The sequence below is a fragment of the Pannonibacter sp. CBAS1226 genome, from assembly GCF_055685825.1.
Map to the genome: position 1 here is coordinate 163686 of NZ_JBVOUO010000003.1, position 14552 is coordinate 178237.

14 protein-coding genes are annotated in these 14552 nt (G+C 65.8%); 9 read left to right on the top strand and 5 right to left on the bottom strand.

Annotated features, from left to right (window positions below; all coding sequences use genetic code 11):
- Positions 1-48: 48 nt before the first annotated feature.
- On the top strand, positions 49-642 hold the full coding sequence (locus AC0CMF_RS10935; RefSeq protein ID WP_050474957.1) for a hypothetical protein: 594 nt from the start codon (positions 49-51) through the stop codon (positions 640-642).
- Positions 643-961: 319 nt separating this feature from the next.
- Here the strand turns inward: AC0CMF_RS10935 and AC0CMF_RS10940 are convergent, their stop codons facing one another.
- Positions 962-1888: a metallophosphoesterase family protein gene (locus AC0CMF_RS10940; protein ID WP_374629619.1), complete on the bottom strand. Its 927-nt coding sequence runs from the start codon at positions 1886-1888 to the stop codon at positions 962-964.
- Between the two features lie 476 nt (positions 1889-2364).
- On the opposite strand from AC0CMF_RS10940, the gene AC0CMF_RS10945 reads away from it, so the two are divergent.
- From AC0CMF_RS10945 to AC0CMF_RS10960, 4 genes are all read left to right on the top strand, one after another.
- Positions 2365-2847 (top strand): NUDIX domain-containing protein, encoded by a 483-nt coding sequence (locus AC0CMF_RS10945; protein WP_374629885.1) that lies wholly within the window; start codon positions 2365-2367, stop codon positions 2845-2847.
- A gap of 268 nt (positions 2848-3115) precedes the next feature.
- Positions 3116-3610, top strand: a complete 495-nt coding sequence (locus tag AC0CMF_RS10950; protein WP_019963908.1) for a GNAT family N-acetyltransferase — start codon at positions 3116-3118, stop codon at positions 3608-3610.
- Positions 3611-3725: 115 nt separating this feature from the next.
- Positions 3726-4094, top strand: a complete 369-nt coding sequence (locus tag AC0CMF_RS10955; protein ID WP_374629886.1) for a type II toxin-antitoxin system RelE/ParE family toxin — start codon at positions 3726-3728, stop codon at positions 4092-4094.
- Positions 4081-4386, top strand: coding sequence for a helix-turn-helix domain-containing protein (locus AC0CMF_RS10960; protein WP_122520607.1), 306 nt, complete (start codon positions 4081-4083; stop codon positions 4384-4386). Before AC0CMF_RS10955 ends, AC0CMF_RS10960 begins: the two co-directional genes overlap by 14 nt.
- A 108-nt stretch (positions 4387-4494) precedes the next feature.
- On the opposite strand, the gene AC0CMF_RS10965 is transcribed toward AC0CMF_RS10960, so the two are convergent.
- From AC0CMF_RS10965 to AC0CMF_RS10980, 4 genes are all read right to left on the bottom strand, one after another.
- Positions 4495-6570 carry a hypothetical protein gene (locus tag AC0CMF_RS10965; protein WP_374629887.1) on the bottom strand — a complete coding sequence of 692 codons (2076 nt, stop codon included), beginning with the start codon at positions 6568-6570 and terminating at the stop codon, positions 4495-4497.
- 13 nt (positions 6571-6583) lie between these two features.
- A complete protein-coding gene (locus AC0CMF_RS10970; RefSeq protein WP_374629888.1) occupies positions 6584-9439 on the bottom strand; it encodes a DUF4159 domain-containing protein in 2856 nt (951 codons plus the stop codon).
- Between the two features lie 3 nt (positions 9440-9442).
- Positions 9443-10321, bottom strand: a complete 879-nt coding sequence (locus tag AC0CMF_RS10975) for a DUF58 domain-containing protein (RefSeq protein ID WP_374629935.1) — start codon at positions 10319-10321, stop codon at positions 9443-9445.
- Positions 10322-10399: 78 nt separating this feature from the next.
- Positions 10400-11410, bottom strand: a complete 1011-nt coding sequence (locus tag AC0CMF_RS10980; protein ID WP_050474963.1) for an AAA family ATPase — start codon at positions 11408-11410, stop codon at positions 10400-10402.
- A 276-nt stretch (positions 11411-11686) separates the two neighbouring features.
- Here AC0CMF_RS10980 and AC0CMF_RS10985 point away from each other — a divergent pair, with 276 nt between their 5' ends.
- From AC0CMF_RS10985 to AC0CMF_RS11000, 4 genes are read left to right on the top strand one after another with little or no spacing between them, the layout of a single operon-like run.
- Positions 11687-12316: a DUF1285 domain-containing protein gene (locus AC0CMF_RS10985; protein WP_374629889.1), complete on the top strand. Its 630-nt coding sequence runs from the start codon at positions 11687-11689 to the stop codon at positions 12314-12316.
- 5 nt (positions 12317-12321) lie between these two features.
- The gene (locus AC0CMF_RS10990) at positions 12322-13008 is read left to right on the top strand and encodes a CoA pyrophosphatase (RefSeq protein WP_374629936.1); all 687 of its coding nucleotides are present in this window, start codon (positions 12322-12324) and stop codon (positions 13006-13008) included.
- Positions 13008-13268: a DUF6111 family protein gene (locus AC0CMF_RS10995; RefSeq protein ID WP_050474966.1), complete on the top strand. Its 261-nt coding sequence runs from the start codon at positions 13008-13010 to the stop codon at positions 13266-13268. Before AC0CMF_RS10990 ends, AC0CMF_RS10995 begins: the two co-directional genes overlap by 1 nt.
- A gap of 35 nt (positions 13269-13303) precedes the next feature.
- Positions 13304-14548, top strand: a complete 1245-nt coding sequence (locus AC0CMF_RS11000; protein WP_374629890.1) for a CCA tRNA nucleotidyltransferase — start codon at positions 13304-13306, stop codon at positions 14546-14548.
- The last annotated feature ends 4 nt before the right edge of the window (positions 14549-14552 follow it).

The window sequence follows — 14552 nt, forward strand, 5'->3', positions numbered from 1 at the left end:
CGTAAAAGTCCGCTTAAGGCAAAAGCAGCAAACGACTCGGGACAACACATGGCAGATCAGAAGACCACACGACCGGCCGCGACCGTGGTGCCCCATTCCAAGGTCCGCAGCCTGCGCGAAACCCTGCGCAAGGTGCGCCTTGGCGAGGCCGAGCGGGCCGATGTGGTCATCGATCTGCAGGACACCGAACGTGTCCGCCTGAAGATGCTGGCCGAGGAACTGCAGGATGTCTTCAAGGAAGTTCCGGAGGATGACGACCAGTTTTCCTTCCAGATCATTCCGGGCTCGACGCCGCGCCTGTGGATCGATGTGACCAGCCATATCGTTGTCGCCGGCGACCTGAAGACCTACCGCTTCCTGAAGGACACTCGTCTCGGACGTCTCGTCATTCTGGAGACAGCCGATATCGACGACATGGCGGACTGTGTGACGGAATATATCGCGGAACGCATCATCGAGCGGGAGCGGGCGCTGGAAGGCGACTGGCTCGACAAGCGCATGAAGGCAGCCATCGCAGGCAATTCAGCCCGTCCTGCCGGTGCATCCGTCTGGGCGCCCGTTGCCCTGTCGTTTCTCGTGGGATCTCTCGCCGGAGCCGCAGGCCTGATCGCCTTCGCCTGGTTTGCCTATCCGATGCTGTGAGGGGCGGTCTGCTGCTGTGACTGGGGCCAGTTTTGCGCAGGGGCGTCGCCCCGGCCAAGCGGAGCGCGAGCCGGGGCCCACTCGTTCGCAGAGAGCAGCCATTGTCCGGTGCGGTCCAGAGGCGTGATTTTTTCTCGTGCAAGCAGCTTTGCCGGGTCTCGTTTTTACCGCTCTGGAAACGAGTGGTCCCCGGATCTCCGCTTCGCTCTCGTCCGGGGCGACCGCCTAAGTGAGGTTGAAGGGCGGGGCAAAACCACATGCAGGCGCCGTGCCCGGCTGATGGAGAGGCCGCAGGTTTGTCCGCAGTCTGAAGGCGGCACTACCGCCCCGCCGGAATCGCGATTTCCCGCTCTGCTATCGTGCTGATGCCTTCGCCGGCGCGCAGAAAGCCGCGTTCCTGCATGAGGCAGCGCCAGCTGCCGTTTTCCCGGGTGATGCTGAAGAGATTGTAGCGGGCGCCGGGATGGCGGCCGCCGGGAGCGTGGCTGGCGGACGGCACGCCAATGACCGGGACCGGGCCGTTCAGGCCGTCAATGGAGGTCAGGCTGTCGATATGGGTGTGGCCATGCAGCACGAGTTCTGCCCCGCAGCGCTTGACGGCGGCGCGCAGGCGCGAGGCATCCTCCAGGCGCTTGTGCCAGCGTGTGGCACCCTTGAACGGGGGGTGGTGAATCATCACCACACGGAACAGGCCTTCTTTGCCAGTTTCCTCCAGCATCTCCTGCAGCCGGCGCGACTGCGGCACGCCGATGCGGCCGGTGGCAAGGCCCGGTGCGCTGGCGCGGGCGGTTGAAACGCCGATAAGCGCCAGCTGTCCGCGGCGGCGCAAATAGGGAAAATGCGCCTTGATGCTGGTGCGGCTGTCCGGCTCTGCCGGATGGTCGCCGGTCATATAGGGGCCCCAGGCCTTGAAGGCGGACTTCAGTGCGCCCGGCACATAGGCATCGTGATTGCCCGGCACCAGCGACATCAGTTCCGGCGGCGCCACCGCATCCAGCCAGACCTTGGCAGCTTCGATTTCCAGGGGAAGGGCGATGTTGACGAGATCACCGGTCAGGGCAATGTGATCGGGCGCTCCGGCCAGCATGTCTTCGACAAGGCCAGCCAGATAGCCGCCGCCCATGGCCTTGTTCCGGTTCCGCCGCCAGTTCACATAGCCAAGAATACGCTTGGACAGGAGCTGCAGCAGCTCTGGCTCGGGGAGCGGGCCGAGGTGCGGATCGGAAAGATGGGCAAGACGGAACATGCCTTTCCTTCCCCCGTGTGCCTTGACCCGTCAAGCAAAAAGCGCCCCGGTGGGGCGCTTTCGGCGGCTTCGCTTCAGGTCTGTGCCGCGTCCGGGCCGCTGAAAGGGCCTACTGCGCAGGGTCCAGATTGCCAGTATCAGTTGGCAGCGAAGGTGGTCAGAGCAGCGCGGATGCGCGGGTTGCTCATGTCAACTGCAGGCTTCCATGCGAAGCGGCGGTTGCGAGTGCGGCGCGCGAACAGGGCGGTAAACATGTCGGTCTCATCTGGTTTTCCGGCGGGAGCCTCGCACAGACATTGCGCAAGTGGCTGCCTATTTCTTCATCGGAATGACCTGAATATAGTCACTCTTCGCGGGCGCACAACTCATGGAAGTGGCGGGCTGCCCTGCGTTTCCTGCATGACAGGTGAACAGGTTTTTACCGCGTTTTCGGGGAAGGGCTTGCCCTGACCACAATGTTCAGCATACTGCCGCGCATGTACAAGGTTCTGCGTATTTTGCCGCCAGTTCTGCTGCGCCGCGTCATTCATTCCGCCAATCTTTTCCGCAGTGCGCATACGCTCGGCGTCCGCGTGGTCATCCGCGATGCCAATGGCTATGTCCTGCTGGTCAAGCACACCTACATGTCCGGCTGGTATCTGCCGGGAGGGAGTGTGGATGTGGGCGAGACCCTGCAGCAGGCAGCCGTGCGTGAGGTCTTCGAAGAGACCGGTATCGTGGCCCAGGCTGAACCGCACCTGCTCGGGATTTATCACAACCGTGAGGGCTCCAGCCGCGACCACGTGGCCCTGTTCGAGATCCCCGTCTGGCAGCCGCCTGTCTCCTCACCCGTCCCCAACAAGGAAATCCAAGAAGCGCGGTTCTTTTCGCCCAATGCGCTGCCGGTGGACATAACCGGGGCGACTCAGCGGCGTGTGGACGAGATTTCCGGGCGGCTGCATCCCAGCGCCTACTGGTGAGCCGGCTGCTCCCGGCAGCTCTTGCAAAAACTGCTGGACCAGCCCGCCAGCTTCATGATACTCGCGATCCATTCCGGCTGCAGTTGCGCCGGAGACGGGACGAGACACGATGATTTCGAGCCACGAACAGCGACGACGACGGAGCGCACGGGACTTTTTCCCGATCGCACGCGCGCGTCTTGTATCTGGCTGCTGACCGGTTCGTCCGTTAGCATCTTCAGGGCAGGGCGCCAGAACGCCATACCATGCACCTGAGATGTCATCTGCCATGAAGACTGAGAACTGGTTCGTCCGTCTTGAAGCGCCCTCCGACGAGGCCGCCGTTGAAGCCCTGCAAGCCGAAGCCTTTGGTCCGGGGCGTTTCGCCCGGACGGCCTTCCGCATCCGCGAGGGCGTGCCCCATTCCGCGGATCTGAGCTATGTCGGCACTGCTGACGGGTCCATCGCCGGGTCCGTGCGGCTGACGCCGATCCGCATTGGCGAAACGCCTGCCATGCTGCTGGGGCCGCTCACCGTTGCGCCCGAGTACAAGAACCGGGGCCTTGGCAAGCTGCTGCTGCGCACGGCGCTGGATGAAGCCCGTCGGCTGGGTGAGACGGCGGTGCTGCTGGTGGGCGATCCTCCCTATTACGGCCCGCTCGGCTTTGCCCCGGTGCCCTTCGGGCAGATCACCCTGCCGGGACCGGTCGATCCGGCCCGCCTGCTGGTGGCTTGCCTGACAGATGCTCCCATGCCCTCCGGCGCGGTTCGCGGCGGCCGGTAAGCGCGAGCCCTGTTTCATAAATCAACTATCGATTGAAATTTTATATAATTTCAACAACGGTATGGGTCCCGCCTTGAGAAAACCCACCTTAAGGTATACCGTGTGAGGTAGTTTGATGCAGCCGCCAGTTAAAGTGCTTCAAGCTCGTTTCTATGTGTCGAAATCCGGCCGCCAGCCTGTCCGGGAATGGCTTCTGGAGATGACGCGGGAGGACAGGCAGACGATTGGTGAGGATATCAAGACGCTGGAGTATTGCTGGCCGGTTGGTATGCCAAGGTGCCGTGTCATCAAGGGCGTCAGGCACATGTATGAGGTTCGTTCAAACATATCTGATGGCAGGACCGCTCGAGTGCTTTTCCTGCTGAATGGCGGGCAAATGGTCCTGTTGCATGGGTTTTTGAAAAAGAGTCAGGCCTTGCCCCAGCATGAACTGGAGGTAGCAGTGGGTCGAATGAAAGAGGTGCTGAGCCATGTCTTGCATTGAGGACATAAACGCTGACAACCCGCATCTTGGAGACAGCCTCGACAGTCTGCTCGAAGAAGACGGTCTGCTGGAAGAGGTGACGGCGGTTGCGATCAAGCGCACGCTGGCGCTCCAGCTTCTGCACGCCATGAAGACGCAGAAGATCACCAAGTCCGAGATGGCCCGCCGGATGCGCACCAGTGCCTCGCAGCTGGAGCGCATCCTTGATCCGTCGAATGACAGGGTGCAGCTCGACACCCTGCTGAAGGCCGCTGCTGCTGTCGGCCGGAAGCTGACCTTCAGCCTGACGTAAGCCAACTGCCGGTGAGCATCACTCATCGAGAGTTGGACAAGCCTGTGCGGCGCTTGAGCAATTTCAAGGCGTGATGCATCAGCATCAAAAGCCTTGGTATCAAGCCCTTTACCTTCCCTCGCGGTACCAGGCGAGGGACAGGGCGCCGAGGAGAAGGGCGAGGCCGAGGAGGCCGTTGAAGACCGGATAGCGGTCAATTCCCTTCAGCACGCTTGCCTCGGATGTCTTCAGCCCCATCCAGCCGCTGCCGGAGAAGCCGTCGGCCCGGTTCATGGGCACGATGCGCGGCAGGTTTACGTCGCCGCCCGCATCCGCCAGCCGCACCGCCGCGCCGCCTGTCTGGGAAGCAAGGGGGGCGAGTTTGGCCGTCGTGGAGATGACATCGGCAAACTCGCGCGGGTTCTGCGGTCCGACGTGGATGAGGGCAGTGCGCTCGCCATCCGTGACGGTGTAGAGCCCAAGGCCGGTGACACGCTGGCCGCTGGTCCACAGGCCCGGCTCTTCCTGCGCCAGCTCAAGCTGCTGCTGCGCGCCGGACGGGTCCGTCAGCGTGACCGGGGAAACGCTTTCGCCAAGTGTTTGACGTTCGATCCGCAGCATCGGGCCGCGCAGGGAGAGGCGCAGCGCCTCTTCCTCCAGATCCGGCTCCTTCATCAGCCAGTGGCCAAGGCGGCGGAGCAGCGGCACATAAGGGCCGCCGCCCTCATAACCGCGCGCCCAGAGCCAGACGTGGTCGGACAAAAGCGTTGCCACGCGGCCTTCGCCCTGACGGCTGAGGACGAGCAGCGGCAAGTCGCTGGGGCCGGTCATCAGCTGTTCGCCTGCATCGACTTCCGCCTCGACGGCGCGGAACCAGCGGCTCCATTGCGGCGGCTCGGCGCCGGCGCCGGGCAGGCCGCGGGTCACAGGGTGACGGCTGCCCAGCTCGGAAACCTCCGGATAGAACGGGCCTTCAATGACGTTGCCGGTGGGCCGCGCCGGCAGGACCGGTGCCATGGGCGTGCGGTAGATGGTGGCCGCTTCCGCATAATCGGGACCGCCCGCGATCAGCAGCGCCCCGCCTGCCTGCACATAGCGGGCGATGTTGTCGAAATAGAGCATCGGCAGCACGCCACGGTTCACGTAGCGGTCGAAGATGATCAGGTCGAACTCGTCGATCTTTTCGGAGAACAGCTCGCGCACCGGGAAGGCGATCAGCGACAGCTCGTTGACCGGTGTGCCATCCTGCTTTTCCGGCGGCCGCAGGATGGTGAAATGCACCAGATCCACCGAGGCGTCGGATTTCAGCAGGTTGCGCCAGGTGCGCTCTCCGGCATGGGGTGAACCGGAGACCAGCAGCACGCGCAGATTCTCGCGGATGCCGTCGACGGTCACCACCAGACGGTTGTTCACCGGCGTCAGTTCGCCAGAAAGCGTATCCGTTTCGAATTCAAAGATGTTCTGCCCGCCGTGGGTGATCTGCACGGGAATGTCAGCCGTCTGGCCGGGCTGCACCCGCAGTTCGGCCAAGGGCTGCCCGTCGCGGCGCACGCGGATGGTGGCAGGCTGTCCGGCGCCTTCCAGCGTGCCCGTGTCGCGCACTTCCACGCGGACGGTCTGTTCCGATCCGACAAGGCCGAAGCGCGGGGCGCGGACCAGCGCCAGCCGCCGGTCGCCCTCATCGGGCCGCCCGGTGACCAGCGCATGCAACGGCGCCTTGAAGCCGAGCGCATCGGCCGTGGCGGGAATGTCGTGCACCTGTCCATCGGTGATCATGATGGCCCCGGCCACCCGGTCGGGCGGCACATCCGAAAGGCCGCCGGAAAGGGCGCTGAACAGCGCCGTGCCGTCATCCTGCGTGCCGGGGTTCACCTCGATGCGGCGCAGCTCGAAGCCGGGGAGGGCAGCCAGCCGCTCTTCCAGTTCGCGGGCGGCGTTGTCGGTGGCCTCCGCACGGTTCTCCAAAGCCTGGCTCTGGCTCTTGTCCACCACCAGCGCAACGACGCTTGAAAGCGGCTCCCGGTCTTCCCGGTCCAGCGCCGGATTGGTGAGGGCGGCAAGAGCAAGGGCCAGCGCCAGCGCCCGCAGCCATGTGCCGCGCACCCGCATCAGAAGGCCTGCCACCAGGAAGCCCAGCACCAGCACGGCAGCGCCGCCCAGCACCGGCCAGGGCAGGAAGGGAGCGAAGGAGAGGGACCAGTTCATCGCCGCGTTCCCCTCACTGTCCCAGCCGTTCCAGCAGCGCCGGAACATGCACCTGATCGGCCTTGTAGTTGCCGGTCAGGCTGTACATGACGATGTTGACCCCGGCGCGGAAGGCATATTCGCGCTGCAGCGGATCATCCGGCACCGTGGGGTAAAGATAGGTGCCATTGGCATCCACGGCCCATGCAGCGGCCATGTCATTGCCGGTGATGAGGATGGGCGACACGCCGTCGCCCGCACGCACCGGCCGCCCGTCATCTGCCGGGGCGTCTTCGCTGGCCTCCACCCAGAGCGGGCTTGTGGCATAGCGGCCGGGGAAAGTTTCCAGCAGGAAGAAGGTCTTTGTCAGCACGTGGTCGAAGGGCACGGGCTCGAGCGGCGGCACGTCGAGGCCATCAAGGATCTCGCGCAGCTTGGCCGTAGCGGGTGTCGTGCCGAAGCCGCTGGCGGAGCTGGCCAGATTGTCGCGCGTGTCGAAGAGTATGCTGCCGCCATTGCGCATGAAACTGTCGATCCGCGCCATCGTGCGCTCATCGGGCTTGGCGGCGGACGGATCGACCGGCCAGTAGAGCAGGGCGTAGAAGGCCAGCTCGTCCCTGGAAATATCGACGGCCATCGGCGTGCCGGGTTCCAGAGCGGTCCGGTCGGCAAGATAGCGCGACAGGCCTTCCAGCCCGGCGGCGGATGCCGCGTCAATTTCTGCATTGCCGGTCACCACATAGGCGAGCCGTGTTTCCAGCGTTGCTTCCAGCGCCTTTACATCGTCAGCGCTCTCCTGCGCCCCGGCCGGTGACGGCTGTGCCACAAGCGAAAGGGCGACGGCGGGCACCAGCAGCAGCGCGCCTGCCGTGCGGACCATCCGGCGCAGGCGCAGGCGGCTGATGAGGCCGGCCAGCAGCAGCACGATCAGCGCGTCCAGTGCCATCAGGCCGAAGGCGGAGAGGAACAGCGGCGCCCGCAGGTCTGCCGGTTCACTGTCCGCATAGGGACGAAGCTCCGCGTTGGGGGAGAGGGACATGTCGAGCGGCACGAGCTTGGCCCCCTGATCCAGAAGATTGAGCGCCCGGAAGCCGTCATCTGCACCATAAAGTCCCGGCGGCGTGGTGCGGCTGGCCTTGGTGCGGGCAAAATCAGCCACGGCAATGGGGGAGACATCGGCACGCGGGCTGGAGAGAACGCCATAGCCATCCAGCAGGCGCAGCGGCGGCAGAACGTTGCGCACGGCGGTGTCGGTTTCAAGCGCGGCGCTGGTGCCGGTTTCTTCCGTCTCTGCAGAGGGGGCTGCGGCTGCCGGATTGGACAGGGCCACGATTCGCCGCAGCATCTCCACATAGACGCCGGAGAGCGGCAGGTTGGACCAGCCGGTGTCGGCCGTGACGTGGAACAGCACGATGGCGCCGGTGCCGCGCGACTGGGCGGTGACCAGCGGCGTACCGTCGCTGAGCATGGCCCAGCTGTGGTCCGGCAGATCGGCGGTGGGCTCGGCCAGCACCTGCCGGGTCACTTCCACCTCTTCCGGGATGGTGAGCCCGGCAAAGGGTGACTGCTGCGGGAAGGGCGCCAGCTTCTGCGGCTGCTCCCAGGAGAGGCTTCCGCCCAGCGTGCGGTCTCCGGCGCGCAGGCGCACCGGCAGCAGGCCATCCGTGCCGCCAGCGGTTCTGGGTCCGGCAAAGCGCACCAGCAGCCCGCCGCCTTCCACCCAGCGGCCAAGCTCGGCGGCGGCATTGTCCGGCAGGCGGCCGACATCGGCCAGCATCACCACCGAGACGCCTTCGGCAAGCAGATCCGGAACGGATTCGCTGAGGTCTGCCGTGCGCGGCGTCTTGAGATCGGCAAAGGGCGCAAGGGCGCGCTGCAGGTAATAGAGCGGCGAGAGCAGCGGCTGCGACTGGTCGGCACCCGCACCGGAAATCAGCGCAACCGTGCGCCGCCGCCAGCTGTCATCCAGCAGCTTGACTGCGCCCGAAGCGCGTTCGCCGCTGACTTCCAGCCGGGCAATGTCATTGCGCAATTCGCTCGGCAGGGAGAAGGAGGCCGTTGTCTCCGTCGCGCCGTCGGCAAAGGCGGCATCCGTCTCGCCGATGGTCAGGCCGCGCATGTCGGCGGCACGCACGCGGACGGTTGCCGGGCCTTCGCCGGGCTTGCGTATCACGGTCACTGTCAGCGCATCGGCATTGCTGCTGAGGCCTGCAAGGCCCATGGGGGTCCTGAGGCCGGTGTAGATGGTGAGCGGTTTGGCTCCCAGCATCGACCCGAGATCACGCTGGAAAGCGCCCGGCGCGTCATCTTCCAGCCCGTCCGAAATCCACACTGCCTGCTCAACCGGATTGTCCTGCAGGGCCTTGCGCAGGGCGGTCATCAACTCAGCGCGCTGGTGGGCGTAGGCGCGGGGCTCCAGCGCCCGCAGCCGCTCACCTGCGGCAGCCGCGGTGGAGTGCGTGAGCGTCTGGTTGGGGCCTTCGGCGGTGGCGAGCAGCATTACGGGCGTGCCGGCTTCCGCCGCCGTATCAAGGATCTGCTGGGCCGTGGCGGTCTGCCGCTCCCAGTCCCGTGCGGAGGTCCAGCCATTGTCGATGACCAGCAGCAGCGGCCCGCCCTCAAGCGCCAGCCGTTCTGCGGGACGCCAGACCGGGCCGGCGAGGGCGAAAATCAGCAGGGCGGCGAGCAGCAGACGCAGCGCGGTCAGCCACCAAGGGCTCTTCTGCGGGGTTTCCTCGTGCTTCTCGATTTCCAGCAGCAGCCGGGTGGGCGGGAAGGTGACCTCGCGCGGGCGCGGCGGGGTGAGCCGCAGCAGCCACCAGATCACCGGCAGCAAAGCGAGGGCGGAGAGGATCAGCGGTGAGGCAAAGCCGATGGGAAGGCCGAACATGGATCACCGCCCTCCCATGCCGGAGGCCATCACGCCCGGCTGGCCGGACAGGCGGCCATGCAGGGCCAGCAGCGGCTCGGTGGCGGGCCTGTCGGTGTGGTGCAGAATGTGGCTCCACCCGGCACGCCCGGCAATTTCGCGCAGCTGCGCCTTGCGGGCGGCAAGCCGCGCCTGATAGGCCTCGCGCCAGCCTTCGGCCCGGCCCGTGGTCAGCCGCAGCCCGCCTTCGGGATCGCGGAATTCCACACGCCCGTCGAAGGGAAAGCTCTCCTCGATGGGATCGAGGATCTGCACCAGGTGCCCGCGTGCGCCGGTCGAGGCCACACGGCCCACCCATTCGGTGATTGATGCAATGGGGTCAAGGAAATCGGCGATCAGCACCACATCGGAGAACCGGCGCACGGCGGTGGTGTCCGGCAGGGCATCGGTGCGGGTGGCGTGGGCAAGGGCTGCTGCCATGCGTTCCGGTGCATCGCGGCTGGTGAGGGGGCGGGTGAGGCCGGGCAGGCCGACGCGCTCGCCGCTGCCGGAGAGCATGCTGGCGAGAGCCAGCATCAGCACCAGTGCCCGGTCACGCTTGACCACCGGAGCAAGCTTCGAGCCGAAATTCATGGAGGGCGACAGGTCGGCCCAGAGCCACACGGTGTGGGCCGCCTCCCATTCGCGTTCGCGCACATAAAGATGCTCGTCACGGGCGGAGCGGCGCCAGTCGATGCGGCGCGCGGGCTCACCCATGGAGAAGGGGCGGAACTGCCAGAAGGTTTCGCCCGGACCTGCACGGCGGCGGCCATGCCAGCCGGTGGCAACCGTATTGCCCACCTGGCGCGCTTCCACGAGCAGCTCGGGCAAGGCTTCGGCCACGGTGCGGGCGGAGGCGAGCATGCCCGGCCCCAGCCCGCTGGTCTGTGATGTGTCTGCTGCCGGTGCCGTGCTGGTGCCTGCCATTCAGGTCCTCCCGGCTCAGCCGATACGGGTCTTGAGGCGGGAAATCACCTCGCGCACGGTGTGGCCATCGGCCCGGGCGGCAAAGGTCAGCGCCATGCGGTGCTGCAGCACCGGTTCGGCCAGTGCCAGAACATCATCGATGGAAGGCGCAAGGCGGCCCTCGATCAGGGCGCGGGCGCGGACGGTCAGCATCAGCGCCTGACTGGCGCGCGGGCCGGGGCCCCAGGCGATCAGCCGGGACAGATCGTCGCCTTCGCCCTGTTCTGCCGGGCGTGCGGAGCGGACCAGCTTCAGGATGGCATCGACTACGCTTTCGCCCACCGGCATCTGACGCACCAGCGCCTGCAGGGCGATCAGCTCTTCCCCGTTCAGCACGGCTGTGGGCTTGGCCTCGGCGGAGCCGGTCGTCTCCAGCAGGATGCGGCGCTCGGCTTCCAGCGTCGGGTAATGCACGTCGATCTGCATCAGGAAGCGGTCCAGCTGGGCTTCCGGCAGCGGATAGGTGCCTTCCTGCTCCAGCGGGTTCTGGGTGGCGAGCACGTGGAAGGGGCGGGGCAGATCATGCGGCTGGCCGGCCACCGTCACGTGATATTCCTGCATGGCCTGCAGCAGGGCAGACTGGGTGCGCGGGCTGGCGCGGTTGATTTCGTCGGCCATCAGCAGCTGGGCGAAAACCGGGCCGGGGATGAAGCGGAAGCCGCGCGTGCCATCGGCGGCCTGTTCCATCACTTCCGCGCCGAGAATGTCGGAGGGCATCAGGTCGGGGGTGAACTGGATGCGCCGGGCGTTGAGGCCGAGCACCGTGCCCAGCGTTTCCACCAGCTTGGTTTTGGCAAGGCCGGGCACACCGACCAGCAGCCCGTGGCCGCCGGCGAGAATGGTGACGAGCGCGCGGTCCACCACGGCTTCCTGGCCGAAGATCACCCGGGCCACATCGGCGCGCGCCGCACCAATGCGGGCGACAGCCTTTTCGGCCTGCTCAACAATGTTGACGGAGCTGGCGGGCGTGGTGGTGATTGCGCTCATGGAAACCTCTTCAAGCCGTTGTCCGTGTCCTTGCCCGGCGGGAAAGGGAGGGCGTTCCGTCTTTCATATACCGGCCATCCTTGCGGCGGCCTGATGCGGCAGGCAGATCGCTGCTGCATCCGTTCACTCTGACAGTTTATCCGGGCCGGTATAAGCCTTTTTTCCGTGCGCCGGGTTGTGCACAGGCCTACGATGCTCCAGATCAGTGTGGATCACACCGCGCCCCGGTGGCGGAACCATGGCAGAAACAGCAAGGCGGATGCAGCGGCCCGATTGATGACAGACGAAACCCGGTTTTCCACTTCTGCAGGCCCGGCCCGGCCGGCTGACGCGCTGGCGGCGCTGATTGCCCGTGCGGGCGGCGGTGATGGCAAGAAACCGCCGGTAGAGCGCTGGAATCCGCCATTCTGCGGCGACATCGACATGGCGATCCACGAAGATGGCTCCTGGTCCTACATGGGCTCTCCTATTGGCCGTGAGGCGCTGGTCAAGCTGTTTGCCTCGGTGCTGCGGAAGGACGAGGACGGGTGTCACTATCTTGTGACCCCTGTGGAAAAGGTCCGCATCCGCGTCGCAGACGCCCCGTTCCTCGCTGTCGAGATGCACAGCCTCGGACAAGGCGACTCACGGACGCTCACGTTCCGGTCAAATGTTGGCGATGTGGTGGCTGCAGGGCCGGAAAATCCGCTGCGTTTCCGGCTGGATGAAGAAAATGATGGTCTTGTGCCCTATGTTCTGGTGCGAGGGCGGCTGGAAGCACGGCTGACACGTCCGCTGCTCTATGATCTGGCGGAGCTGATCGAGGAAAAGGACGGGTTGCCGGGCGTTTGGAGCGGCGGCGCGTTCTTCCCTCTGCCGGAGGGGGCATTGGGCGGGACGGAACGGGGAGGCGCAGACCAGTCATGAGCGTGATGGACGCAATCGGGTCCCGGACCGGACGGACGCCAGGCGCGGCAGACGATCTGTTTTCCCTTGAAGGCTTCCGCTCCCGTGCGCTGCGGCGCCTGCCATTTGCCGCTGAGCGGGACACGGGCGACCATATTCTCAATCCGGACCTTGGGCCTTATGCCAAGTGGACGGGGGATCCGCGCGAAGCGGCTGTGCTGATCCCGGTTCTCGCCAAGCCTTTGCTGCAGGGGCTGGAGCCGGGCGAGGCCTCGGTGCTTTTCACGCTGCGCACGCCGCATCTCACTGCCCATGGCGGGCAGATCGCCTTTCCCGGCGGCAAGATCGATCCGGAAGACGGCAGCCCGGAAGCCGCTGCCCTGCGCGAGGCGCAGGAGGAAATCGGGCTGGATCCGTCGGCTGTCGAGCCCTTCGCCCGCCTGTCGCCCTATCTGACCGGGTCCGGCTACCGGATTACGCCGGTCGTGGGCCTTGTGCATGACCTGCCGCCGCTGACGGCCAATCCGGGCGAAGTGGCGGATATCTTCGACGTGCCGCTCGGATTTCTGATGCGGCCTGAAAATCACCAGCGCCAAAGCCGTGAATGGCAGGGCCGCCCGCGCTACTTCTATGCCATGCCTTATGAGACCCGGTACATCTGGGGTGTCACGGCCGGCATCGTGCGCTCGCTTTATGAAACGGTCTATGCCTGATGTTCCGCATTACACTCACCCAGGTCGGTTTCTTCCTTCTGCCTTTCGCGGTCTATGCCCTGTGGCTGTGGCTCTCGAAGAAAACGGAGACGGCCAAGGCCTGGAGCCGGGGTCATATCTTCTGGCTGACCGTTGCGGGCGGGCTGCTGGTCATTGTCAGCTTCGTGGTGATGGCCAGCTTCAAGGAAGGCCATGAGGGCCAGACCTACCGCCCGGTGGAATTCCGCGATGGTGTTCTGGTGCCGGGCCGCTATGAATAGGGCCTGAAACGCGGACGCCGAAAGCGACTGACATCATGACCTTGCCCCGCAAGCTCCCCGATTCTGCCGTGCCATGGCTGCGCGGCGCTGCGATCCAGCGCGTCTTCCATGCCCTGCAGAAGGATGGCGACGAAGTGCGGGCCGTGGGCGGGGCGGTGCGCAATGCGCTGCTGGGCGAGCCGATCCGTGACGTGGACATGTGCACCACCGCCCTGCCGCAGCAGGTGATGGAGCGGGCGGAAGCTGCCGGACTGAAGGCTGTTCCCACCGGCATAGACCATGGCACGGTGACGGTGATCAGTTCCGGCGAGCCCTTTGAGGTGACCACCCTGCGCGAGGATGTGGAAACCTTCGGCCGCCATGCGGTGGTGCGCTTCGGCCGGGACTGGGCGCATGACGCGGCCCGGCGTGATTTCACCATGAATGCGCTCTATTGCGGCGCTGACGGCACGATCCATGATCCGCTCGGTGGCGGGCTGGAGGATTGCCTTGCCCGCCGGGTGCGTTTCATCGGCCGGGCGGAGGACCGTATCCGCGAGGATTATCTGCGCATCCTGCGCTTCTTCCGCTTTCATGCCACCTATGGCGCCGGCCCGACGGATGATGAGGGCCTGTCCGCGTCCGTGCGGCTGCGTGACGGGCTCACCCAGCTTTCGGCGGAGCGGATCGGCGCGGAGATGAAGAAGATCCTTGCCGTCGGAGCCTGCCCCCCGGTGATTGCCGTCATGGAAGGGACGGGCATCCTGCCGCTGCTGACGGGTGGTGTGGCCCGTCTTGCCAGCCTTGCCGCGCTGAAGTCTCTCAGTGATGAACTGCCGGAAGCCGGCTCGCCCATTCTGGCACTTGCCTGCCTTACCGGTTTCGTCGGCGAAGACGCCGGGCGCATCGCCCGCCGCTGGCGCCTGTCCAATCAGGAGCGGAGTGTGATGTTCCGCGCCATCGAAGGGGCCGCTTCCCTGCTGCAGGCCTCAGATCCTGCGGCCGTGCTGAAGGCGCAGATGCTGGCCTGGGGGCGGGAGACGGCGCAAGAGGCCCTTGTTCTCGCCCATGCCCGCACCCGTTCGTCCGCCCGGGATGAAGCGGGTTTTGCGGGCCTGCATGAGCTGGCCCGGAGCTGGGACATTCCGGTGTTTCCGGTGACGGGGCATGATCTCATCACCGCAGGCGTGCCGAAAGGCCCGGCGCTGGGCTCTGCGATGGAGCACCTGCGCCGCCTCTGGGCCGCCTCGGACTACCGGGCAGCCCGCGAGGAGCTTCTCGCCGCGTTGCCGGTGGAGTGAGGCC

What these genes read in the sequence shown, in the direction of transcription:
- AC0CMF_RS10935 (WP_050474957.1), top strand. Translation starts at nt 49, where the DNA reads ATGGCAGATCAGAAGACCACACGACCGGCCGCGACCGTGGTGCCCCAT.
- AC0CMF_RS10940 (WP_374629619.1), bottom strand. Translation starts at nt 1,888, where the DNA reads ATGTTCCGTCTTGCCCATCTTTCCGATCCGCACCTCGGCCCGCTCCCC.
- AC0CMF_RS10945 (WP_374629885.1), top strand. Translation starts at nt 2,365, where the DNA reads ATGTACAAGGTTCTGCGTATTTTGCCGCCAGTTCTGCTGCGCCGCGTC.
- AC0CMF_RS10950 (WP_019963908.1), top strand. Translation starts at nt 3,116, where the DNA reads ATGAAGACTGAGAACTGGTTCGTCCGTCTTGAAGCGCCCTCCGACGAG.
- AC0CMF_RS10955 (WP_374629886.1), top strand. Translation starts at nt 3,726, where the DNA reads ATGCAGCCGCCAGTTAAAGTGCTTCAAGCTCGTTTCTATGTGTCGAAA.
- AC0CMF_RS10960 (WP_122520607.1), top strand. Translation starts at nt 4,081, where the DNA reads ATGTCTTGCATTGAGGACATAAACGCTGACAACCCGCATCTTGGAGAC.
- AC0CMF_RS10965 (WP_374629887.1), bottom strand. Translation starts at nt 6,570, where the DNA reads ATGAACTGGTCCCTCTCCTTCGCTCCCTTCCTGCCCTGGCCGGTGCTG.
- AC0CMF_RS10970 (WP_374629888.1), bottom strand. Translation starts at nt 9,439, where the DNA reads ATGTTCGGCCTTCCCATCGGCTTTGCCTCACCGCTGATCCTCTCCGCC.
- AC0CMF_RS10975 (WP_374629935.1), bottom strand. Translation starts at nt 10,321, where the DNA reads ATGCTCGCCTCCGCCCGCACCGTGGCCGAAGCCTTGCCCGAGCTGCTC.
- AC0CMF_RS10980 (WP_050474963.1), bottom strand. Translation starts at nt 11,410, where the DNA reads ATGAGCGCAATCACCACCACGCCCGCCAGCTCCGTCAACATTGTTGAG.
- AC0CMF_RS10985 (WP_374629889.1), top strand. Translation starts at nt 11,687, where the DNA reads ATGACAGACGAAACCCGGTTTTCCACTTCTGCAGGCCCGGCCCGGCCG.
- AC0CMF_RS10990 (WP_374629936.1), top strand. Translation starts at nt 12,322, where the DNA reads ATGGACGCAATCGGGTCCCGGACCGGACGGACGCCAGGCGCGGCAGAC.
- AC0CMF_RS10995 (WP_050474966.1), top strand. Translation starts at nt 13,008, where the DNA reads ATGTTCCGCATTACACTCACCCAGGTCGGTTTCTTCCTTCTGCCTTTC.
- AC0CMF_RS11000 (WP_374629890.1), top strand. Translation starts at nt 13,304, where the DNA reads ATGACCTTGCCCCGCAAGCTCCCCGATTCTGCCGTGCCATGGCTGCGC.